A 22,330-nucleotide genomic window follows, 5' to 3' on the forward strand; every position below is an offset into this window, starting at 1 on the left:
CTCTTTCATCTGATTTCAGATATTTCCAGTGATCTTGATCCGTTCTTTCCCAAAAGATTGATTTCTTTCATTCGAAACAAGGATGTACAATAAGTAAACCAAAATAGTAACTATAGAGTTTCTAATGGATACAGTAGAAGAACTAAATGGAACATACTTCTATGCAGGAAAATCCAATCTGACTGCTGCCGAACTTCTGTTATGATTTTTTGTGAGAATACCGCAAGCCAGTTTGGGATTGGTGTTGCAGATTTCGGGGCTGTTGTTGCTTTGGCATCAGGTCGTAATAATCTTTGGACAAGGGCGAAACCCGCTGGAGCGACTAAAGGCACATCATACGCGTCCAGGACTGCACGTGCAGTGTTTAAAAAGTCAAAATTTCCCTTTGGAATATTCCTTCCGACATGGTTAGGCGGTTACACCCCGTGGACAGCCAGACGTGTTATGGTTCGTAACATTGCGCCGTTTGTTGGACGTTTCATTCCTTTGATCGGGGAAATTATCCTTGCCGCAGATGTGTCACAAATAACATATCTCACTATACGCGACTACAATACCATTGCTCGGGGCAATGATAAGTTATGGTAGACAATATTGAACAGCAAGTTTACGAGCTTGTACGGCCTTATGCTGGCACATATCTGTTCAACATTAAGCAAGTGGAATTAACACCAGAGATTGACCTTGATACTGATCTGAGCATTGATGAACTTGAAGCCGAAGATCTCATGAATAAATTCTTCGAGAAACTCAATGTCGAGCGAGGTAACTTCAGAATAGAAACCTATTTTCCTAATCACCCTTTTTCATGGCATCCGTTCAAGAAAACGGAACCTGTACCCGTCCCAGATTTCACTATCAGCATGCTGATCGAGTCAGCAAAAGCCGGGAAATGGTTATATGACTAATTGTAATGAACTTAACAAATGGCTGTACCAGTACCCTTCTTTTTGAGCGATGATGGTGGCGCTAAGATAGTTCTCTTTTCTTTTTAAAGGGTTCATGTTTACTGTCGCCACCCCTACGCTAACCCCTTTAGTTTCCTCCTTTGCTGTCATACTATCGAATGACGTGCCTCACCTGTGAACGCTAAGGAGAATAATATGGAAAATAAAGGCACAAACCTGACGCCCGAGCAGGCGCTGGATCGCCTGGAGGAGCTATACGAGCAGTCGGTTAACGCGCTCCGTGAAGCCATCGCTGACTATGTTGATAACGGTACGCTGCCCGATCCCCACGCCAGGCTTAATGGACTGTTTGTTTATCCTTCGCTGTCTGTAAGCTGGGATGGCGCGACACCGAACCCGCCTAAAACACGCGCTTTTGGACGCTTTACTCATCCTGGCTGTTATACCACTACCGTTACGCGGCCTGCGCTATTTCGCGCTTATCTTCTGGAACAGCTTAACCTCGTTTACCATGATTATGGCGCGCATATTGCGGTAGAGGCCTCGCACCATGAGATCCCGTATCCTTATGTGATCGATGGCTCGGCTCTGACGCTGGATCGTTCTATGAGCGCCGGGCTAACGCGCCATTTTCCTACCACAGAACTGGCGCAGATTGGCGATGAGACGGCAGACGGTCTGTTCCACCCCGGCGAATTCTATCCGCTATCGCACTTCGACGCGCGTCGTGTTGACTTCTCGTTGGCCCGGTTACGGCACTATACCGGTACGCCGGTTGAACATTTTCAGCCCTTCGTTTTGTTTACCAACTACACCCGCTATGTCGATGAGTTTGTGCGCTGGGGATGCAGCCAAATTCTTGATCCTGACAGTCCCTATATCGCGCTTTCCTGTGCCGGCGGAATTTGGATCACGGCAGAAACGGAAGCGCCGGAAGAGGCTATTTCCGATCTGGCCTGGAAGAAGCATCAGATGCCCGCCTGGCACCTGGTAACGGCAGATGGGCAGGGGATTACGCTGGTAAATATCGGTGTCGGCCCTTCAAATGCTAAAACGATTTGCGACCATTTGGCCGTGTTGCGGCCTGACGTCTGGCTTATGATTGGGCACTGTGGAGGGTTACGAGAAAGTCAGGCGATTGGTGATTATGTGCTGGCCCATGCCTACTTACGCGATGATCATGTGCTGGATGCTGTTCTGCCGCCTGATATTCCTATTCCAAGCATTGCGGAAGTACAGCGTGCGCTGTACGACGCTACCAAAGCGGTTAGCGGAATGCCCGGCGAAGAGGTGAAACAGCGACTGCGCACGGGAACAGTCGTCACCACGGATGATCGTAACTGGGAGCTTCGTTATTCCGCATCGGCGCTGCGATTCAACCTTAGCCGCGCGGTCGCGATTGATATGGAGAGCGCGACGATTGCAGCCCAGGGCTATCGCTTCCGCGTGCCTTACGGCACGCTGCTTTGTGTTTCTGACAAACCTTTACACGGTGAAATTAAACTGCCCGGGCAGGCAAACCGGTTTTATGAGGGGGCTATTTCAGAACATTTGCAAATTGGTATTCGTGCTATTGATTTACTACGCGCAGAAGGTGATCGTTTGCACTCACGTAAATTACGCACGTTTAATGAGCCACCGTTTCGCTAACGAAATGAGCTGTCGCCTGCTGTTGGACAGGAGTGGAAGAGGCGTATTTATGTGATATGAAAAGCGGCACAATAAGGCCTTAGCGGGAGGCGATTCTGCATCCCGCTAAGGCCTTATTGTGCCGCGAGCTTCATCACCATCGCCGGATACCTGTCGCCGATAACCGCGTCTATGCCAGGAAACGCGCCGGAAGGCGAAAACATTGCGCCACACTTCACGCTCCTTGAGCGCCTGGACCCACAAGCCCGGATTAACAAGCAGATACCGACCGTGAGAATCGATCAGCTTAAAGGGGTTATCAGAAGGCTTGATACTGAGGATTTTCGCGTCGGACAGGGATATAGGGTGGTCACGCCATTATCGAACTCATAGCGCCACGAGTGGCGCGGAAAGCCTTCATCATCATAGTGGCGCACGTCGGTAAAGCGCACCAGCCGGTGCTCGCCGTTCCATTCAAATCGGTGCTCCCGGCACTGCGCCTTGCCCCAGCGGTCAGCGATGGGATTGCCGAACTCGTCGTACTCATAGTGGTGGTCTGCCCTGTAGCAACAGGCGGTCGCCTTTGACTTTCGCCTGATGCTCGCCACCTTCGGGCGGCATGTTCATGCCCAGCAGGTTGTCGTCGTCGTCAAAGCTGAACTCCTCGTGCAGAGCGTTCCAGCGCGGGTCTTCCGGCAGGCGGTGTTGGGTCAACATTAATATCTTGCGGTAATCTCTGTGGGTTTGGATTCGAATTTACGTTAGTGCGTGTGACCGGTAAATCCCGCGACTATCTGCAGGCAGCGATGGCGCTGGTGCGCGGCGGCAATTTGGGCCAGCCGTTCCAGTTCAAAAACTTCCGCGATTGATTTTTCCCGCCCGCCGCCTTCCCGCATGTGAGAAAGGTGGCCGGGCGGGTAAATCGATTAAGGCGTGGCTTTTTTAGTCTCTGCGGCCTTGTTATACAACGCCTGAATCAGCGCCTGCTGTTCCGCTCCCGGTATGATACCCAATCTGTGAAAAATATTCCCAATCTGATAAAGCTGCTGATTACCGGTGTCGTCCTGGCGGGTAATCGACGCCTGCGTGGTTAATTTTTTCAGCGTAAAGGTAATATGTTCCTGACACTCGGGCGTGTTTTCAGAACAAATCTGGCGTAACAGCATCAGGTTTTTATTATCGACCCTATCTGCGTTAATCATCAATTCCCTTGCCTGACTCCACTGTTTTGCATTCATGTGGTGGTCGATCATCGCCTCCTCTTCGAGAGAGGGAACGTGCTGGTGTAACACCCGTTTGGCATTCACCGTGTCGTTGCCATAGCCGTAAAGCTCCGCAAGTCTTTGAAAGGAACGCGACATATCTTCATCAGGCCAGGCTTTTGCTTGGCTGAGGTAAATCGCCTCGGCGCTGACGGCTAATTTTTGCGCTGCCTCAGGATGACCAATTTCTTTGAGTACTTCACCCATTTCATTTGTTGCATCTTCCCATTCGGCGAACGTCAGGGTTTGCGCCTCGGCGGAGAGGGTTGCGATATGCTTTTCCGCCACAGCATTCTGCTTATGCTGAAAGAGATTCTTCAGCGCTTTGATTTTGTACTCGTAGCAATACCTGTCGTCGTAGCAGGTATATTCCGGCGCGCTCATCAGCAAATCGATACGCTTATTCATCAGCGCAACATCATCAAGCTTGCTTAATAAATCAATCAGCTCCATTTCAATGCGCGGCGAAGGGGCAAAATTGAATATTTTATCGACCTGCGTCACATAGGTTGAAAGCGTCTCCTGATAATTCTGTGTCAGCTCGTTTTTCTTATAAAAAGAGAGCAATCCCGGTAATGAATACTGGAAATAGCTTCCTTTATTGCCGGTTGCTTTGCGCAATCTCGCAGACAACGCCATCGCCTTCTCTTTATTACCCGTGGCGTAATAGATCTCCATCAGGTCGAGATACTCCTGATAACGGTAGGCTTCAGCACTCGGTTGTTGAACAATAGCCGTATCAAACATTTTCAGCGCGCTATCTGCGTAAACCAACGCCTTTGCGGTGTCGCCCTTGGCATGGTACTGCTTCGCAATAATAAGCAGCATTTTTAGCTGAGTATAAGGAACAACAATTTTATCAGCGTAATTTTCATTATAAATAGCGACGGTTTTATCAGGATCTGAGTGCCAGGATTTTAAAACCGTGGCTAAATAAAAATTCCTCGCGTCGGCATTTTTGCTAAGAAGGGCTAAGGCTTTTTCAGGCTGTTTGCGATTAACCCAGCCATCAACGTAGCTCTCGTAGGCGGTAATGCTCGACGGTTTATCGAGACCAATTTTGGACAGGAAAATCATCGCGGCATCCGGGCTATTATTTTCAGCGATCCACGAGGCCTCATGGTTTAGCGAAAACTTCGCATCATTCGATTGTGTGTCCAGCTTTTTCAGTAATGCATCCGCACGGCTCATCGGGCCGTACATAAACAGTTCCCTGTGTAATTCAAACCAGGCTGCCTGCGATTTAAAAGTGGTGTTTTCATTTAAAGGGACGGCATTTTGCAGTTTCTGTTCGACAACTGACCAGACATCAGGCGATTGCTGACTTTGTGCAACGCTCTGATAAGAGTAAAAAACCGTGGCGGCTGTGAGTAATGTGGCGAATTTAAATTTCATAGCAACGTGTATCCTTTCAGTTCCGTTTGAATAGCCTCTTTACAGCAAAGTCATATTTACTTAGTTTGAGGCGTTAATTCCTTTAAGGCTGCCAGTGCAGGTTTGACGCCGCCTTTTACCGCCGCTGTAAGATGAAGTTTGGCTTTGTTGAGGTCTTTCTCAACGCCATCACCATTCCTGTACATGAGTCCAAGGTTATAGTGCGCCTGAGCATTTCCCTGGTCAGCGGATTTTTTAATCCACTTATAGGCTTCCGGCAGGTTTTTCGGCATTCCTTCGCCGATAAGATTTAAATATCCCACTTCTAACTGCGCATCACTTTCGCCAAGCTCTGCCGCTTTGAATAAATAGGAGAGATATTTTTTGCTGTCTTGCGTTACGCCATCACCGTCGTTGTACGCATAGGCCAAAAAGAGAAGCGCGCCGGGATGATTTTGCTCTGCGGACTGAGTTAACCATTTCATCGCCGCATCGTAGTTTGTGCATTCAAACTCATACTTACCTAAATGATATTGCGCAGTGCTGTCACCCTGCTTTGCCTTATTGGTGACGTCAGTCGGCGCATATAGCTCTGAAAGCTCTTCATCGTTGTGGTAACAACGGATGTATTTTATGCCGTCTTCATCATAGGCTTCTTCTGTACCTTCCTTGTCGCCATCGACATAGGGCAGCGCACTTAAGACCTTACCCGTACGATCGTTAAACTCTCTTTTCAGGCCGTTTCTTTCATCATTAGCAAACATAACCTCTTCAACAAGTTTACCGGTACGTTCGCTCCAGCGGCGATCGGCTCCCTGCTTTTTATCGTCTTTATATTCGGTGGTATAGGTGAGTTTGCCCTGTTCATTCCAGTGCTTAGCATCCCCATTTAGCATACCGTTTTTATAGGGATAGACTGATTCGCGGTGACCATTTTCGTACCACTTTTCGGAATCCCCGTCTAACACATCATGTTTATACATTTTGGATGAGGCAGGCTTTCCGTTGCTGAACCATTCTTTGACCGCACCATGTTTACGGCCTTCACTATCAAAAGAGGATTCTTCTTTGGGATGCCCATTTCCATACCAGCTCTGAGCAGAAAGCTGTTTGCCATTTTTATAAGTCGCTTTAGAAAGGAGTTTGCCCTCTTCACTGTATTGTTCGAACGTTCCGTCGTTTTCACCTTGGTTATTTCTGTGGTAAACACCACGAATTTTACCGGTAGAATAATATTCCGTACTGGTACCGACAATGGTGCCTTTTCTGTATGAATATTTCCCCTTTATTTTCCCATCAGGGAAATATTCAAATGCCGGGCCTTCCAGTTTCTGATTTAAATAGCTGTGTTTTTGTTTTAAAACGCCGTTATCATAAAAATGTGGGCATTCGCCATCTTTAATTTTACCTTGGGCAAAGTAACGTTTACTTTCAACGGCTCCGTTTTCATGGTATACGATGTATTCCCCTTCGGGTTGACCATCTTTAAACGTCAGCGTTTCCGCTATTTTGTCTTTTTCATCAAAGTAAGTTTCAGCTTTTCCGTCACGCTTATTTTGCGCATTATAATGATAAATATTTTTGAGATTGCCGCTTTCATAGAAAGATTTAAATACAGAAACACGTTGTCGGTTAGCGAAGTTTTCTTCGTTGGTATAGCCTTCAAAGGCTATCTGTTTACTCTGCATCACCTCCCCTGTTTCTTCTGAGGATTCCAGATACCAGCCGGTGACTTTCCATAATTTTTTCTCTTTGTCATAGGGGAGGGGCATATGGACTACTGTTGTTGCCTGACGTTTAACCGTCGGTTGCAGTTCATCATCCAGCCACAAGTCAGACGATCTTTTCATGTATTCGGCACCGCACAGCGCTTCGGTACATAGCTCGATTCCAGTCAGCATGGGCGTGCCGCCAGCATCGCACTGATCGACCGTCAGGTAAAAATAACGGTCATCGAGAATAGCCGGTCTTAAACTGCGTATTTTATTAATATATTCTTCTGTCGTCAGTCCCATTGATTCTGCGCGCGCAGAAAGGGTATTAGTATTACAGGGTGTTTTATCTTTAAAATAATAACGGTCGGCGAGTAAAAGTTTCAGGTCACTGCTAATGGCGGTTTTATTAAAATCGATATTTTCAATTTGGGCGATGAAATTAACGGGTTTGGATTCTGTACTGGGGGATTGTTTTGCACATATATTCGCGCAATATAATGAAACTATAATTGTTATGAATATTTTCTTCAAGATGTTCTCCTTGTATGAATAATAACTCCCTGAAACTTATTTCATGCTATAGAAACAAAGAGTTAATGTAAAGGATGCGAGGAGCATATTCTGGCAGGAGAGAGTTTTCTTCAGTTACCAGTAAGAATAATTTAAGTATTACGAGCGCGTTGTTTTTAATTTGATAATAACGCGCTGATGATTATTAACGATTATATACCCAATAAACCTCAAGATGCGGGAGTGAGCACCTGAAAGTGATCTTTAATTCGGGATGTCAGTGAGTCCGCTATATCCGGCAGCCTCTGGTTAAAAAAGACAGATATTGCGTCCCTGAACTCTCGCGTACTGCTGAAGTAGCGATTATTCCGGGCATGTTCGTTCATTAATTTCCACATTCGTTCTATCGGATTCAGGTTTGGACTGTAAGGGGGAAGGTAATGCAGCCTGATATTTACCACCTCCGCCCAGTCTTTCACTAACTGTGAACGGTGGTAACCTGCTCCATCCGCTGCTCGCTCTTAGCCAGCTGTCAAATTTGCCCATACACCTGCGCCACATACCGCCCACGCCCGTCCCCATGCCCCAGATCCATTGCACGCTCTGCACCGCTTCCTGTGAACGTAAGCCCATCAGCCTCGCCAGTTCCAGCGCCGCCGCCAGTCCCGGATCTTTCATGCGGGCCGTCTCCAGCACATGATGATAATGTTCCGGCGTGATCGCCTGTCGCGTCCCGCTGCGCGATGCACCAGCCAGACCCAGCGATTTATTAGTCAGCCACTCATGCTCTGCCACCTGTTTACGCCCGGCCTGTTGCAGAACAGCGCGCAGCGAGGCCATTTCATTTTGCAGCGTGCGTTTGCCGATCCCCTGCGCCAACCTTTCATGAATATAGCTTTCAATGTGGCGCACCTTAATCTGCGCAACCCGCTGGATATGGACGTTCAAAGCCCGTAAGTGGTGATCGAAACGCTGCACGATATGAATGCAATCGTTCACCGTTTTATGGCTACCGCCACAGTGCTTTGCCAGTGCCTTCATTTCACCACCTAACTTGCCCATACACTTCTCCTGTGATTTTGAGAACACAAACAGTCTCCGGCGTATGCTCTTTGGCTGCGCCAGAACGATACCTTTACGCCGGAGTGGCAGTTTGTTGAGGTATAGGGAGTTTCAGACTGTACGCGGTACAGGCTGCCTGCGTGAGCAGAAATTCTCCGGGGCATCAGCCCCCCCCCCCTCGGTATCGATCTTTTTCTCTTCTTTCTTGCTGACAGCGGCCCCAAAAAGGCGTGTCAGATTCGGGAATGAACGCCGGAACCCCGAAAACAGGGGCATGGCGCGGTGTAGTGGTTGTGCGTCACTTTGTCGCTTTGCGCGACGAAAGTGACGCACCGGTTGAGTGCCGGGCGCGAAAGATCGCGGATTCTGGCGCAGATTGACGGTCACGCGGCAGCAAAGCCGGACGTCTTTGCAGGCCGCAGCCCGTAAAGTAAAAGGCGCTGATGTGGTAACAGGTGCCGGGTGGAATCGCTTCCGTCACGGTGCAGCATTGACCAGAGATCTGGCGCAGGTACCATCGAGATACTCTTTCAGTTCTTTGGTACCGAACGTGTCGATAGCCCGCTGAGCTGCGCCAAGATTAGACGCCAGCTTGTCACCGCCAATGTCTTTATCGGCTTTAACTGCCGCAGCCCAGTCTTCTGTTTGCTTCTGCCATGACTCCGCTTGCTGTTGTTGCACTCCCGCCAGCACTTTCGGATAGACGTCCACCAGCTTCTGCGCCTGCTCCTGCGTCAGGTTCAGTTCACGCGCCACTGGTTCGAACTGCGCCAGCGCGCTGGTATCGAGTTCCTGACCTTCAGGGGCGGTGAACGCGTATTTCTCCGGCGCGCCGGGCGGCGTTTCTTCTTTCGGTGGAGTGGGCTTATTGGGAGCGGCGGGTGGATTTTCTGACGGTTTTCCTGTACCCGGATCGGTCTGCGTGCCGCCAGCGGTATCGGTTAATGCCATAGGAGGGGGCTCCATTTACTCAACGAACCGTGAGGCCCGATTAAGCCCCAAAAACTATGGATGTCAAAAAACCCGGCAAACCTTATCAGATCAACCGGGTAAAGATAATTTCTTGTTTTTTAAACGTCTCCGGACTCGCCAGGATGTCCCGAAACTAAAATCTGGCTCCTCTGACTGGACTCGAACCAGTGACATACGGATTAACAGTCCGCCGTTCTACCGACTGAACTACAGAGGAATCGTGTGAACGGGGCGCATAGTAACGATGTGCGATCGGCTTGTCAAAGGGGGAAATAAGGTTGCGCGTTTGTTTGCTGACAAAAACAACAAAGCGTTGAAGTTTTGATCTAATTCCTACTTTGCTCCGGCATGGCGCAACTTTGTCTGTAATTGCACAAGTCAAATGCTGTGACCTTACCGCAATGGCTATGTACCAGCGTCTGATGAAACGTGAAAAACTGGCAGGCACTTGGCAAATAATTCTGAGACATAACGCCGTAGAGATTAAGGGCAGGGAGTAGAATGAACTTTAGACGTGAAATATTTTGTGAAAATGGTTGATACAGGCAGTCTGACGCCGGTAGCGGAAATGGCAGATAAATTTCTGGTGCAGGCGAAAAGATTTCCGTCAATATCATAGGCAGAATTATGGTGCATCAGCTTTTGGCGACGACACGGAACGAGCGGGTTTTATCGCGCTTTTCCTGAAGGATTTTTTCATCAGCCTGTTTTTTGCGTTCGGGTCAATCCCCTGATCCAGCAGCCTTTTGACCTCGTCACGGCGTTGTCTGGCATCAGCAAGAGAAACCGCAGGGTAAACCCCAATAGAAAACACCTTCTGTTTGCCATTAAAGCGATAGCCTGACTGCCAGTATTTTGAATCGATAGAGGCCAAACCCGTCAGCGATCTTGACGGCCTTTTCCGCTGGTCTGGCATTTTTTACTTTAGTATCAGTCAGTGACATGACGGTTCCCTCCGCGTGCTGGTAAAACGCAAATCGAACCAGCTTTACCAGCAAAAGGGTATAGCTTCGAGTGGTTTTTAGTAAACGAGAGTGAACCTGAAGAAGGGGTTAATCAGTTGATATAAATGCAGAAAGCAGACGTCAGTGAACGTCTGCTTCCCTAAATTTGGCTCCTCTGACTGGACTCGAACCAGTGACATACGGATTAACAGTCCGCCGTTCTACCGACTGAACTACAGAGGAATTGTTTCAACGAGGCGCATAATACTGGGCCGGCTATAACGTGTCAACAGTAAAATTAACGCGCCAATTCAATTGGTTAATTAACCCACAAAGTGAGGAATTAATGTTCGGATTCCTCGCCGTAGTCGCCTTCGGCAGCGCTTACCCGTAAGCGCTGAGAAGGATCCTGGCGATAGAACTGGCAAAAACGCTGCCATAGTGCCGGGAAACGTGGAGCAAACAGTTCTGGCGCGCTGAAAAAATACTCTGACAACACGGCAAAACATTCAGCAGGGTCGGTGGCGGCATAGGCATCTATACTGGCAGCGCTTTCGCCAACAAGATCGATTTCATCCTGAATATTATTCATTGCCGCGTGGAGATCGTGTTCCCAGCCAGCCACATCGCGCAACGGGATGAAAGGGATGCCGCTGGCGCGATCGCCATTACGCATATCCAGTTTGTGCGCGACTTCATGAATAATGAGATTGAAACCCGAAGCATCGAACGAGTCCTGGATATCCAGCCAGTTCAGAATAATGGGCCCTTGTTGCCAGCTTTGCCCCGACTGTACGACACGCTGGCTGTGCACCAGACCTATGTCATCTTCCCATTCATCATCTACCACAAAGGGCGCGGGATAAATGAGCACTTCATGAAAACCATCAAGCCACTCAATACCGAGCTCCAGGATCGGTAAGCAAAAAATTAACGCAATACGTGCACTTTTTAACGAGTCGAGCTCAAATCCCTGTAGCGCTACCAGTCTTTTCTGCTGCAAAAAACGTTCGGCTAGCGCAATAAGCCGAGCCTGTTCTTGCGCGGTGAGGTTTACCAGAAGAGGTATAGCCAGCGCATCATCCCACGGCCAGTCTTCGTTCTGGGTTATTTCTTGTGCTTTCCAGGGCCACTTAATCATCGTTTTGCTCGTAAACTCGTCACTTGAACAAAATTACCCGAATAGGGTCTGTTAAAATGCCAAATTACCTGGCATCATTGCAATATACGGAGAGATGCCGGAGCGGCTGAACGGACCGGTCTCGAAAACCGGAGTAGGGGCAACTCTACCGGGGGTTCAAATCCCCCTCTCTCCGCCACAATTCAAACACTTAGCTCATCTTCTTTCAGCGATCAGTCTCACACTTAGAATATACTTAGAATATTCTGTTAGAATATTACGTGAAAAACGTATCGCCATCTTATGCTTTTTCTGCCAGAAGAGGGGGCCAGGGATAGTGTTATTTTTACTTTTCGATCATAAGTCAACTCCTGGTTTTCTGCCCCGCTCTTTCGCCGTCTCCCATCTGGATTAATATTGATGTCACTAGCGGCGATTTAACGCCGTCGTCCTCGGTAATCGTCGCACCCGGCCTGTTGCTCGACATGTTCCCCTGTAGACATGGGCGCAGGGCGAAAGATTAATTACTGTCAGGGAAACGCGCTGGCGCGTGGCGATAACTTACGCTGCGGGACTGTCGACGCTGTACAGAAAATCTGGCCTCCAGGCTGGCTTAAATATGCACACATGACAATACAACCGGAAAATTTACAAAACCCATAATTTGAACTGAGAGAGAAACTTACAAACGAAGCGACGAAGATTTCAACAGCCGCAGCGACTCCGGTATCTTGCGCGCATGTTCAAATAATACTACTGTATATAAAAACAGTATTCGAGGTATGGATTATGGAATTTTTCAGACCTACAGAGTTGCGCGAAATTATTCCTCTCCCATTTTTCAGTTACTTAGTGCCGTGTGGATTCCCCAGCCCCGCGGCGGACTACATTGAGCAGCGTATCGATCTTAATGAGTTGCTCGTTTCTCATCCCAGCTCAACATATTTTGTCAAAGCCACGGGTGATTCAATGATTGAAGCAGGCATCAGCGACGGCGACCTGCTGGTGGTGGATAGCTCACGGAACGCTGACCACGGTGACATTGTAATTGCGGCAATTGAAGGAGAGTTCACCGTAAAACGGTTGCAGTTGCGCCCGACAGTGCAGTTAATCCCCATGAACGGCGCCTATCGACCTATACCTGTCGGCAGTGAAGACACGCTCGACATATTCGGGGTGGTGACCTTTATCATTAAAGCGGTCAGTTGATTATGTTCGCGCTCTGCGATGTTAATAGCTTTTACGCCTCCTGCGAAACGGTCTTTCGTCCTGATTTATGTGGCCGACCGGTGGTGGTGTTATCAAACAATGATGGCTGCGTTATCGCGTGTAGCGCCGAGGCGAAACAGCTCGGTATCGCACCAGGTGAGCCATACTTCAAACAGAAAGAACGCTTCCGGCGATCCGGTGTTGTTTGCTTCAGCAGTAATTACGAGCTTTACGCTGATATGTCGAACCGGGTAATGACCACACTCGAGGAGATGGTGCCGCGGGTAGAAATTTACAGCATTGATGAGGCTTTTTGTGATCTGACGGGGGTACGAAACTGCCGGGATCTGACAGATTTCGGGCGCGAGATAAGAGCGACGGTCCTGAAGCGCACGCACCTGACTGTCGGTGTAGGCATTGCCCAGACGAAAACCCTTGCCAAGCTGGCTAACCATGCTGCGAAAAAGTGGCAGCGCCAGACCGACGGGGTGGTTGACCTGTCGAACATCGATCGCCAGCGTCGGCTGCTGGCCCTGATACCCGTAGAGGATGTCTGGGGTGTCGGCAGACGCATCAGTAAGAAGCTAAATTCCCTGGGCATCAAGACTGCTCTCGATCTCTCTGAACAAAGTACCTGGATCATCAGGAAACACTTCAATGTCGTGCTGGAGCGTACCGTGAGAGAGCTTCGCGGAGAGCCATGTCTGGAGCTTGAAGAGTTTGCGCCGGCAAAGCAGGAAATCGTTTGTAGCCGCTCTTTCGGCGAGCGGGTCACAGACTATGAGGAAATGCGCCAGGCTGTTTACAGCTACGCTGCGCGCGCGGCAGAAAAACTCCGCGGCGAGCACCAGTACTGCCGTTTCATTTCAACATTCGTCAAAACATCACCCTTTGCCCTGAACGAGCCCTACTACGGTAACAGCGCCGCGGTGACGCTTCTCACCCCCACGCAGGATTCACGTGACATTATCAATGCGGCTGTGAAATGTCTGGATAAAATCTGGCGCGACGGCCATCGCTACCAGAAAGCGGGGGTGATGCTGGGTGACTTCTTCAGCCAGGGCGTAGCGCAACTCAACCTTTTCGACGATAACGCGCCGCGCGCCGGTAGTGCGAAGTTGATGGAAGTACTGGACCATCTTAACGCAAAAGACGGGAAGGGGACGCTGTACTTCGCCGGGCAGGGGATGTCGCAACAGTGGGCTATGAAGCGAGAAATGCTTTCGCCTCGGTACACCACAAGATACTCTGATCTACTGCGTGTTAAGTAACTTGTGCGATCAATGCCTGAGATGGTTGCCAAATCATCCCCGTTCTCTAACCGGTTTTGGTCGCACAAGATCACAGGAACCTCTCACGATGAGGCGCATGTATCCTGGTTTACGACATCAGAAAATGTGGCGCGTTTATTGCCCGGCAGGCGTTGTGAGACGTCACTTATTTACGCCAGGTTTCAGCCGTAGCGACAGGCATGGATAAAAAGAGTATGGCAATCAGCGTGATAATGCTAAAAAACAATTAATATTTTTTTAACAAAACTAAAGCTTGCTATGTTCAGTTAACCATGCGTTAATGGTTGTGCGGTTTGATACAAACTTATCTGAAGTAGTGATTGTAATATTTCTCATCATTTGTTCCTCTTGAGATCTCCTTTAGGTTTTTTTCTCTCTGATAATTTTCTTCAGGCCATTTCGCCCAAGGGCTCATTCAAAAGGTAACAATATTATGACGACGAAAATCACTGGTTTAGTAAAATGGTTTAACCCTGAAAAGGGCTTTGGTTTCATTACGCCTAAAGATGGCAGCAAAGATGTGTTTGTGCATTTTTCCGCCATTCAAAGTAATGAATTCCGCACTCTGAATGAAAATCAGGAAGTGGAGTTTTCAGTAGAACAGGGACCAAAAGGTCCATCAGCGGTCAACGTTGTGGCGCTTTAAGGTATCTGATATTACTAATAAAATTCACTTCCGGTGTCCATGTTGCCATGGTTCACAATACAGAACATCGACATTCGATGTTACTGAGCAAAACCCATTTGGCGCGAAATGTATTTTTTGTAAGTTAACCATGATCACTTTTGATAATGTTGGATTATACATTCGCTCAGGACAGGTTCCGCCAGATTTTAGAAAATAATTCATATTAGCTCCGTACCGGAGCTTTTTTTATGCCCGGATGATTATCATCTATAGACGCTGACATCCATCATCTATAGTGGCATTTACCTTTCCCCAAAGGTGTTATTTCTCTTGCAGACAGCGCCTGAAAAAAGCGACGTTGTCCTCATCTATCCGATGAAGCCAGGTCACCTGTCTTTGCGCCGTTATCCGTTATTTAATTCTTGCCCTATAATAACAAGCCCGCGCTAAGCACGGGCTTGAATAACATAAAGCGTCTTAGAACTGGTAGACCAGACCAACACCTACGATATCATCGGTTGCAATACCGTTGCTTGCGTAGAAGTCATCATCTTCGTCCAGCAGGTTGATTTTATAATCAACATAGGTGGACATATTTTTGTTGAAGTAGTAAGTCATACCGACGTCAACATATTTAACCAGATCTTTGTTGGTGTAACGCCAGTTGCCACGATGGACTTCCTGACCGCCTAAATCTTTGCCCTTAGACTGCAAGTAGGCGATGGACGGACGCAGACCGAAATCGAACTGATACTGCGCAACCACTTCAAAGTTCTGGGTTTTGTTAGCAATACCGCCATTATCTTCGCCATTGCCGCCGCCATAATAGGTCATGTTGCGGGTTTCAGCGTACATCGCCGCCAGGTAAACATTGTAGGCGTCATATTTGGCACCTACGGTCCAGGCTTCAGCGGTTTCACCACCAGCATAGTTGTTGCGCTCATTCATGCCGTCGCCATAACCACGAGCAACCTGATTGTCCGTACGGTCAGAGGAAGAGTAGGCCGCACCCAGGCTTAACCCGAAGTCAAAGTCGTAGGAGGCAGACATACCGAAACCGTCGCCGTTTTCACGGGCCAGTTTGCGGCTGCCGCCGTTACCTGTACCTTCACCAGCACCGCCATTTTCATTATTACCCTGGTACTGCAACGCGAAGTTCAGGCCTTCCACCAGACCGAAGAAGTCGGTATTACGGTAGGTAGCAACGCCGTTGGTTCTGCCCAGCATATAGACATCGGTCTGGGTATAAGTATCACCGCCGAATTCCGGCAGCGCATCGGTCCAGGCTTCAATGTCGTAGATAACACCATAGTTACGGCCATAATCGAAAGAGCCGTACTCGCCGAATTTCAGACCGGCAAAGCCCAGACGAGTCCAGGAGTTTGCACCTTCGCCTTCGGTGGTGTTCACCTTAATGTTGTATTCCCACTGACCATAGCCGGTCAGCATATCGTTGATCTGCGTTTCGCCTTTAAAGCCAATACGGGCGTAGGACTGGTCGCCATCGTCGCCTGCATTGTCAGAGAAGTAACGCAGACCATCAACTTTGCCGTACAGGTCGAGTTTGTTGCCATTTTTATTATAAATTTCAGCCGCATTTGCTGCGCCTGCCACTAATAACGCCGGGACAAGCAGTGCCAGAACTTTTCTGTTCATTATGTATTCCCTTATGATAATAATTTATATGAATATGTAGCCACTTCAACAAAACTACAAATTGATACTATTCTATGAAGTTCATGGAATTTAAAAAATAACATGTAACAAAGGTATTTAAAATATTTCAATTTGTTTCTGTTTGGTTTTTTATAATACAGAGTATATAAGTAATTAAGAATATATATTCTATAATTATCATTTTTTATCAATGGGTTATGTGTTTTTGTTTGATGGCTGTTGGCGTGAATATAATTTGTTTTTTATATGTATTTGATGCTTTGATTATGAAAAAGCATAAAAAAAACCGGCATAAATGCCGGTAATGTGGGTAATGATAAAATAAATGATAAAAGGCTAATAACCGAATCATTCTGACATTTAATGCTAATAAAATAAAACGCTATCGCGGTGCGTAAAAATAAGTTGTTCTGGTTATAGGTTATTCTGCATCAGAGTGCGATTCAATCACCATTCCCTTATTTAACAGCAGGTTCAGCGCCAGACGTAACATTAACTGAGAATAAACTATTTGTGGAATGAATAGCCAGAACAGGTGGATGAGGTATTCCATGGTCGAAATGTGATTAATATCACATTATAATGTAATTAATGTCATATGACTTACATCACAAAAGCGGAGTAAAGTTTGAGTACCAGGGAGGACAACGCCACCCGTAGCATGGGCGGTAAATTAGCGTTATGGGTTTTTTATACCTTTTGCGGCTACTTCATCTGGGCGATGGCGCGTTGCGTGTGGCTGATGTCCGCCATACAAACCGAGCCGGTTCTCGGCCCAATCAGCACTCCTGGCAGCGCAACGGAAAAATGGCTTAACGCGCTTTCGCTGGGCGTCGTCTGGCTTATTCTGGGGAGTATTGCCTGGTACACCCGGCCTCGCAAAAACAGGGGGTATCCCGCCGACACTCAGCCAGAAACGCGCAAGCACGCAAGGATGTAAAGTGGTGGCGGATATGTCAGGATAGCGAACCCTGTGCTCAGGCATGTAATAAAAATGGTCTGCTATAAAGAGAGGGCGTATGGACTCAGGATACTGGCAATCGCAGTTTGAAGACTGGCTACGTCACCACCACCAGGAACAGGATGCCGCCCATGACATCTTCCATTTTCGTCGTGTTTGGGCAACCGCGCAAACGCTCGGGGAAAACAGTCCTGTCGACTGGCTGGTGGTGCTATCGGCATGTTATTTCCATGACATCGTCAGCCTGGCGAAAAATCATCCGCAGCGGCATCGTTCTTCCATTCTGGCGGCGGCAGAAACCCGGCGTATTTTTCTGCGGGATTTTCCTGACTTTCCGGCAGAAAAACTGGCGGGCATTTGTCATGCTATCGAAGCGCATAGCTTCAGCGCAAAAATTGCGCCTACCACGCCAGAGGCAAAAATCGTGCAGGATGCAGACAGGCTGGAGGCGTTGGGCGCCATTGGTCTGGCGCGGGTCTTCGCGGTCTCCGGCGCGCTGGGCGTCGCGTTGTTTGATGCCGACGATCCCTTTGCCGACAGACGGCCTCTTAACGATAAGCAATTCGCGCTCGACCATTTTCAAACCAAACTGCTGAAACTGCCGCTGACGATGCAGACTGAACGGGGCAAGTGCCTGGCGCAGCGTAATACGGATTTTCTGGTGTCGTACATGGCGAAACTGAGCGCTGAGCTGAAAGGCGACTATGAAACACGGGATGAGGCGGTCATCCAGATGTTTGCTACGCATCAGTAACCCCTGCCGCTGAAACGTAAACCGCGTCATTTTATGTTAGTCTGTCGGCAATTATTTTTGGCCGGTTAAATGTATGCAGGAAAATATTTCAGTAACACACGCCCGGAACCTCATCGCCGACGACGCCGGAAGCGAGATCCAGGCGATGCTGAGTCAATTGCTGGAAATCTACGATGTTAAAACGCTGGTGGCGCACCTTAACGGCCTGGGCGAACAGCACTGGAGCCCGGCCATCTTAAAGCGCGTAATGATGAACGCGGCATGGCATCGTTTGAGCGACAATGAACTCACCTGTCTTAAAACAGAGTTGCCGACGCCGCCAGCGCATCATCCACATTACGCCTTTCGTTTTATCGATCTCTTCGCGGGCATCGGCGGCATTCGCCGCGGATTTGAAGCGATAGGCGGACAGTGCGTGTTTACCAGCGAATGGAATAAGCACGCGGTACGGACATATAAAGCGAACTATTTTTGCGATCCGCTGCAACATCGCTTTAATGAAGATATCCGCGATATCACGTTGAGCCACCGGGAAGGGGTCAGCGATGATGAGGCGGCGGAACACATTCGCCAGCATATTCCGCAACATGATGTCCTGCTGGCGGGCTTTCCCTGTCAGCCATTTTCTCTGGCGGGCGTTTCCAAGAAAAATGCGCTGGGCCGCGCCCACGGCTTTGCCTGCGAGACTCAGGGGACATTATTTTTTGATGTCGTAAGAATTATCGACGCCCGCCGCCCCGCGCTGTTTGTGCTGGAAAACGTGAAAAACCTTAAAAGTCACGACCAGGGCAACACCTTCCGCATTATTATGCAAACGCTCGATGAACTGGGATATGACGTGGCGGATGCCGCTGACAATGGCCCGGACGATCCGAAAATTATCGACGGGCAGCACTTTCTTCCTCAGCATCGGGAACGTATTGTGTTGGTGGGATTCCGTCGCGATTTAAACCTGAAAACCGATTTTACGTTACGCAATATCGCCCGTTGTTATCCACCGCGCCGTCCGACGCTGGCAGAACTGCTGGAGCCCGTCGTCGAAGCCAAATATATCCTGACGCCGGTGCTGTGGAAATATTTATATCGCTACGCGAAAAAGCACCAGGCGCGGGGAAACGGTTTTGGCTATGGCATGGTTTATCCTGACAATCCGGAAAGTGTGGCGCGCACGTTATCTGCTCGCTACTACAAAGATGGTGCCGAAATTCTGATCGATCGTGGTTGGGATATGGCGAAAGGCGAAGTGAATTTCGACGATGCTGGCAACCAACAACATCGTCCCCGCCGACTCACGCCGAGAGAGTGCGCGCGTTTAATGGGATTTGAGGCGCCGCAAACGTACCAGTTCAGGATACCTGTCTCGGATACGCAGGCCTATCGCCAGTTTGGCAACTCCGTGGTGGTGCCGGTATTTGCTGCGGTAGCAAAGCTGCTGGAACCCAAAATTCACCAGGCGGTGACGCTGCGTCAGAGAGAGACGGCAGATGGCGGACGTTCACGATAAAGCCACGCGCAGTAAAAATATGCGCGCGATAGCGACCCGCGATACGGCGATTGAAAAACGTCTTGCTGGCCTGTTAAGCGCGCAGGGGATTACGTTTCATACTCAGGACACGACATTACCGGGCAAGCCGGACTTTGTGGTGAATGACTATGATTGTGTGATTTTTACTCACGGCTGCTTTTGGCATCATCACCACTGTTATCTGTTCAAAGTACCGGCCACGCGAACGGCTTTCTGGCTGGAAAAAATCGGTAAGAACGTTGAGCGCGATGAGCGCGATATTCAGCGTTTACAGGCGCTTGGCTGGCGGGTACTGATCGTCTGGGAGTGCGCCTTGCGCGGGCGAGCGAAATTGAGCGACGCGGCGTTGGCGGAGCGCCTGGAAGAGTGGATCTGCGGCGGCGGCGCCAGCGCGCAGATCGACACCCAGGGGATTCATCTACTGGCGTGAATCTTCCGTTTTACACGGCGTGACCACCGCCCTGGCGGGAAACAGGTACTTACCCAGAGTCACCAGCACTACGGCAAACACAATCACACCCAGCGCGGCCCATTCAACGGGCGATAACCTCTCGCCGCCCAGGCCAGTGCCAAGCAACACGGCGACAACCGGATTCACATAGGCGTAGCTGGTCGCCAGCGCCGGACTGACGTTGCGAATCAGGTACATATAGGCATTAATGGCGATAATAGAACCGAACAACGCCAGGTAACCGACGGCCATAAACCCCGATAAACCAGGCAGCGTGGCGAGCTTTTCGCCGGAAAGAAACGCCGCGCAAAGCAATACCACGCCCGCCGCCAGCATTTCAATCGCGCCCGCCATCATGCCCACAGGGAGGGCGATGCGCGAGCCGTAAACGGAACCAAATGCCCAGCTCATCGAACCTATCAGGATCAAAATCGCGCCCCACGGATTGCCGCTTAAGTTGCCGCCGCTGTTCAGCAGAATAATCCCGGCAAGTCCAATGGCAATCCCCACCCATTCTAATTTGCGCGTTTTAATACCAAAAAAGTAGCTAAAGCACAGCGTAAATAGCGGGACAGTGGCGACCACGACGGCAGCAATGCCCGATGGCACGTTTTGATGCTCCGCCACCGTCACCAGGCCGTTACCCACCGCCAGCAGCAGTAGACCAATCAGCGCGGCGTTGATGGTCTGGCGCAGCGGCGGAAGTTTTTCGCCGCGCAACAGCAAAAACGCCATGAGCAACATCCCCGCCGAGAGAAAACGTACGCCTGCCATCATCAGCGGCGGCCAGCTTTCAACGCCTATGCGGATAACAAAATAGGTAGACCCCCAAATGATGTACAAGGCAAAAAGCGCGCCAAAAAGAGGTAATAACTGCCGGAAACGCATAATCACTCACGGTGAAATAAAAAGGGTGAATATAGTAAACGTCAAAATTATTATGCTGGCGAGCATTATAATTGTCCTTTTGGAATAAAAAGGCGTTGACCCGCGCCGCCGGTTTCGGCATTACGCATTTTGCTACATACTTAACGTCTTAGAAGAAAAGACCGAGGAAATCATTTTGGCAGGAAGTAGCTTACTGACATTACTCGACGATATCGCCACGCTGCTGGACGATATTTCGGTAATGGGCAAATTGGCCGCGAAAAAAACCGCGGGCGTACTGGGGGATGACCTGTCGCTCAATGCGCAGCAGGTGACCGGCGTTCGCGCTAATCGCGAGCTGCCAGTGGTATGGAGCGTGGCGAAAGGATCATTAATCAACAAGGTTATTCTGGTGCCGTTGGCGCTGTTGATAAGCGCATTTATCCCGTGGGCCATTACGCCTTTATTAATGTTAGGCGGCGCGTTTCTCTGCTTTGAAGGGGTAGAAAAAGTCCTGCATACCTTTGAGGCGCGAAAACACAAAGAAGACCCGGCGGAGCGGCAAAAACGTCTTGAGGCGCTGGCTGCGCAAGATCCTTTGGCCTTTGAAAAAGATAAAGTAAAAGGGGCGGTACGTACCGATTTCATTCTGTCCGCTGAAATTGTGGCCATTACCCTGGGGATTGTCGCGCAGGCGCCGCTGCTTAATCAGGTGTTGGTGCTGGCGGGGATTGCGTTGGTTGTGACCATTGGCGTGTATGGCCTGGTGGGTATTATTGTCAAACTGGATGATATGGGGTACTGGTTGGCGGAAAAGCGTAGCGTGCTGGCGCAGGGCGTCGGTAAAGGATTACTGATTATCGCGCCCTGGTTAATGAAAGCATTATCCATTGTCGGTACGCTGGCGATGTTTCTGGTCGGCGGCGGGATTGTCGTACACGGTATTGCGCCGCTACACCATGCCATTGAACATTTTGCGCAGCAGCAGGGGGCTTTCATGGCGCATACGATCCCTGCGGGGCTGAATCTGGTGCTCGGCTTTATTATCGGCGCCATTGTGGTGGCGCTGGTGAAAGGTGTGGCGAAAATTCGCGGTGTTTCGCACTGATTTTCTAGAATGAATTATGCAAAATTGCCCATCCTCGTCTAAGGTGAAAACGTTTCATCTGATACAGGAGGCAGGTATGGTCTTTTCTGTCAGTGAGGAAGTTACCGTGAAAGAGGGTGGGCCCCGGATGATCGTCACCGGTTATTCCAGCGGAATGGTAGAGTGTCGCTGGTATGATGGTTTTGGCGTAAAGCGGGAGGCATTCCATGAGAATGAGCTCGTGCCAGGCAAGGAAAGGCGCGTGCGGGACGAAGCCCGATGACAAAACGCCCGGTTAATGCCGGGCGTTTTGCTGTGGAGAAAAAGAGTCGTCGCGCTGCGACATGCAGCTACCTGGTTATGCCAGGATTGAGTGGTATCCC

The 22,330-nt window shown here is 49.4% G+C and carries 20 protein-coding genes, 3 tRNA genes and 5 pseudogenes; 15 read left to right on the plus strand and 13 right to left on the minus strand.

What is annotated here, in order from left to right; translation table 11 throughout:
- Window positions 1-124: 124 nt before the first annotated feature.
- Both ACH0VJ_RS18470 and ACH0VJ_RS18475 read left to right on the plus strand, forming a co-directional pair.
- Window positions 125-588, plus strand: a pseudogene (locus ACH0VJ_RS18470) (STM2901 family protein).
- Window positions 582-908, plus strand: coding sequence for a DUF1493 family protein (locus ACH0VJ_RS18475; RefSeq protein WP_000228159.1), 327 nt, complete (start codon window positions 582-584; stop codon window positions 906-908). Before ACH0VJ_RS18470 ends, ACH0VJ_RS18475 begins: the two are co-directional and overlap by 7 nt.
- On the opposite strand, the gene ACH0VJ_RS18480 is transcribed toward ACH0VJ_RS18475, so the two are convergent.
- The gene (locus tag ACH0VJ_RS18480; RefSeq protein ID WP_001536381.1) at window positions 897-1,058 is read right to left on the minus strand and encodes a hypothetical protein; all 162 of its coding nucleotides are present in this window, start codon (window positions 1,056-1,058) and stop codon (window positions 897-899) included. The two genes, ACH0VJ_RS18475 and ACH0VJ_RS18480, sit on opposite strands and share 12 nt — an antisense overlap.
- Before the next feature lie 45 nt (window positions 1,059-1,103).
- On the opposite strand from ACH0VJ_RS18480, the gene ACH0VJ_RS18485 reads away from it, so the two are divergent.
- Window positions 1,104-2,558, plus strand: a complete 1,455-nt coding sequence (locus tag ACH0VJ_RS18485; RefSeq protein ID WP_000428191.1) for an AMP nucleosidase — start codon at window positions 1,104-1,106, stop codon at window positions 2,556-2,558.
- Between the two features lie 522 nt (window positions 2,559-3,080).
- Here ACH0VJ_RS18485 and ACH0VJ_RS18490 read toward each other — a convergent pair.
- Entirely contained in the window at window positions 3,081-3,254 is a 174-nt protein-coding gene (locus ACH0VJ_RS18490) for a hypothetical protein (RefSeq protein ID WP_000957535.1), read from the minus strand.
- Window positions 3,255-3,301: 47 nt separating this feature from the next.
- Here ACH0VJ_RS18490 and ACH0VJ_RS18495 point away from each other — a divergent pair.
- Window positions 3,302-3,406, plus strand: a pseudogene (locus ACH0VJ_RS18495) (DUF520 family protein); the annotation flags it as partial.
- Between the two features lie 57 nt (window positions 3,407-3,463).
- Here the strand turns inward: ACH0VJ_RS18495 and ACH0VJ_RS18500 are convergent.
- The 9 genes and pseudogenes from ACH0VJ_RS18500 to mtfA form a co-directional block, all read right to left on the minus strand.
- Entirely contained in the window at window positions 3,464-5,194 is a 1,731-nt protein-coding gene (locus ACH0VJ_RS18500) for a hypothetical protein (protein ID WP_000669108.1), read from the minus strand.
- A 56-nt stretch (window positions 5,195-5,250) separates the two neighbouring features.
- Window positions 5,251-6,945, minus strand: coding sequence for an SEL1-like repeat protein (locus ACH0VJ_RS18505; protein ID WP_077904895.1), 1,695 nt, complete (start codon window positions 6,943-6,945; stop codon window positions 5,251-5,253).
- A gap of 683 nt (window positions 6,946-7,628) precedes the next feature.
- Window positions 7,629-7,907 (minus strand): annotated as a pseudogene (locus ACH0VJ_RS18510) (transposase); the annotation flags it as partial.
- Between the two features lie 85 nt (window positions 7,908-7,992).
- A pseudogene (locus ACH0VJ_RS18515) lies at window positions 7,993-8,460 on the minus strand (phage integrase N-terminal domain-containing protein); the annotation flags it as partial.
- Between the two features lie 477 nt (window positions 8,461-8,937).
- Window positions 8,938-9,411 carry a peptidase gene (locus tag ACH0VJ_RS18520; RefSeq protein WP_001219015.1) on the minus strand — a complete coding sequence of 158 codons (474 nt, stop codon included), beginning with the start codon at window positions 9,409-9,411 and terminating at the stop codon, window positions 8,938-8,940.
- A gap of 162 nt (window positions 9,412-9,573) precedes the next feature.
- A tRNA-Asn gene (locus ACH0VJ_RS18525) sits at window positions 9,574-9,649 on the minus strand.
- A 421-nt stretch (window positions 9,650-10,070) separates the two neighbouring features.
- Window positions 10,071-10,376: pseudogene (locus ACH0VJ_RS18530) on the minus strand (Arm DNA-binding domain-containing protein); the annotation flags it as partial.
- A gap of 167 nt (window positions 10,377-10,543) precedes the next feature.
- A tRNA-Asn gene (locus ACH0VJ_RS18535) sits at window positions 10,544-10,619 on the minus strand.
- 100 nt (window positions 10,620-10,719) lie between these two features.
- Window positions 10,720-11,517 carry a DgsA anti-repressor MtfA gene (gene mtfA, locus ACH0VJ_RS18540; protein ID WP_000598920.1) on the minus strand — a complete coding sequence of 266 codons (798 nt, stop codon included), beginning with the start codon at window positions 11,515-11,517 and terminating at the stop codon, window positions 10,720-10,722.
- 88 nt (window positions 11,518-11,605) lie between these two features.
- On the opposite strand from mtfA, the gene ACH0VJ_RS18545 reads away from it, so the two are divergent.
- The 5 genes from ACH0VJ_RS18545 (at window position 11,606) to ACH0VJ_RS18565 (ending at window position 14,842) form a co-directional block, all read left to right on the plus strand.
- Window positions 11,606-11,695, plus strand: a tRNA-Ser gene (locus ACH0VJ_RS18545).
- 590 nt (window positions 11,696-12,285) lie between these two features.
- A complete protein-coding gene (locus ACH0VJ_RS18550; RefSeq protein WP_000394197.1) occupies window positions 12,286-12,705 on the plus strand; it encodes a translesion error-prone DNA polymerase V autoproteolytic subunit in 420 nt (139 codons plus the stop codon).
- A 2-nt stretch (window positions 12,706-12,707) separates the two neighbouring features.
- A complete protein-coding gene (locus ACH0VJ_RS18555; RefSeq protein WP_000457663.1) occupies window positions 12,708-13,976 on the plus strand; it encodes a Y-family DNA polymerase in 1,269 nt (422 codons plus the stop codon).
- A gap of 454 nt (window positions 13,977-14,430) precedes the next feature.
- Window positions 14,431-14,643, plus strand: coding sequence for a cold shock domain-containing protein (locus tag ACH0VJ_RS18560; protein WP_000208509.1), 213 nt, complete (start codon window positions 14,431-14,433; stop codon window positions 14,641-14,643).
- Between the two features lie 10 nt (window positions 14,644-14,653).
- The gene (locus ACH0VJ_RS18565) at window positions 14,654-14,842 is read left to right on the plus strand and encodes a cold-shock protein (RefSeq protein ID WP_079833561.1); all 189 of its coding nucleotides are present in this window, start codon (window positions 14,654-14,656) and stop codon (window positions 14,840-14,842) included.
- A 260-nt stretch (window positions 14,843-15,102) separates the two neighbouring features.
- On the opposite strand, the gene ompS1 is transcribed toward ACH0VJ_RS18565, so the two are convergent.
- Complete coding sequence (gene ompS1, locus ACH0VJ_RS18570) at window positions 15,103-16,281, minus strand: porin OmpS1 (RefSeq protein ID WP_001080668.1); 1,179 nt, start codon at window positions 16,279-16,281, stop codon at window positions 15,103-15,105.
- 649 nt (window positions 16,282-16,930) lie between these two features.
- Here ompS1 and drpB point away from each other — a divergent pair.
- The 4 genes from drpB to ACH0VJ_RS18590 all read left to right on the plus strand — a co-directional run bounded on the left by drpB (window position 16,931) and on the right by ACH0VJ_RS18590 (window position 19,972).
- On the plus strand, window positions 16,931-17,242 hold the full coding sequence (gene drpB / locus ACH0VJ_RS18575; protein ID WP_000107435.1) for a cell division protein DrpB: 312 nt from the start codon (window positions 16,931-16,933) through the stop codon (window positions 17,240-17,242).
- 79 nt (window positions 17,243-17,321) lie between these two features.
- Complete coding sequence (locus tag ACH0VJ_RS18580; protein ID WP_000377039.1) at window positions 17,322-18,017, plus strand: phosphohydrolase; 696 nt, start codon at window positions 17,322-17,324, stop codon at window positions 18,015-18,017.
- Between the two features lie 73 nt (window positions 18,018-18,090).
- On the plus strand, window positions 18,091-19,521 hold the full coding sequence (locus tag ACH0VJ_RS18585; RefSeq protein ID WP_001157307.1) for a DNA cytosine methyltransferase: 1,431 nt from the start codon (window positions 18,091-18,093) through the stop codon (window positions 19,519-19,521).
- A complete protein-coding gene (locus ACH0VJ_RS18590) occupies window positions 19,502-19,972 on the plus strand; it encodes a very short patch repair endonuclease (protein ID WP_000785981.1) in 471 nt (156 codons plus the stop codon). The genes ACH0VJ_RS18585 and ACH0VJ_RS18590 overlap by 20 nt, the downstream gene beginning before the upstream one ends.
- Here ACH0VJ_RS18590 and yedA read toward each other — a convergent pair.
- Complete coding sequence (yedA, locus tag ACH0VJ_RS18595; protein WP_001212263.1) at window positions 19,961-20,881, minus strand: drug/metabolite exporter YedA; 921 nt, start codon at window positions 20,879-20,881, stop codon at window positions 19,961-19,963. The two genes, ACH0VJ_RS18590 and yedA, sit on opposite strands and share 12 nt — an antisense overlap.
- Before the next feature lie 169 nt (window positions 20,882-21,050).
- Between yedA and ACH0VJ_RS18600 the strand changes: the two genes are divergently transcribed.
- Together ACH0VJ_RS18600 and ACH0VJ_RS18605 are read left to right on the plus strand one after the other, a co-directional pair.
- Window positions 21,051-21,968 carry a DUF808 domain-containing protein gene (locus ACH0VJ_RS18600; RefSeq protein ID WP_085920526.1) on the plus strand — a complete coding sequence of 306 codons (918 nt, stop codon included), beginning with the start codon at window positions 21,051-21,053 and terminating at the stop codon, window positions 21,966-21,968.
- A gap of 76 nt (window positions 21,969-22,044) precedes the next feature.
- Entirely contained in the window at window positions 22,045-22,230 is a 186-nt protein-coding gene (locus ACH0VJ_RS18605; protein WP_000232161.1) for a YodC family protein, read from the plus strand.
- The last annotated feature ends 100 nt before the right edge of the window (window positions 22,231-22,330 follow it).

The sequence above is a fragment of the Salmonella sp. 2020_1459 genome (genome assembly GCF_043847915.1).
GTDB lineage: Bacteria > Pseudomonadota > Gammaproteobacteria > Enterobacterales > Enterobacteriaceae > Salmonella > Salmonella enterica.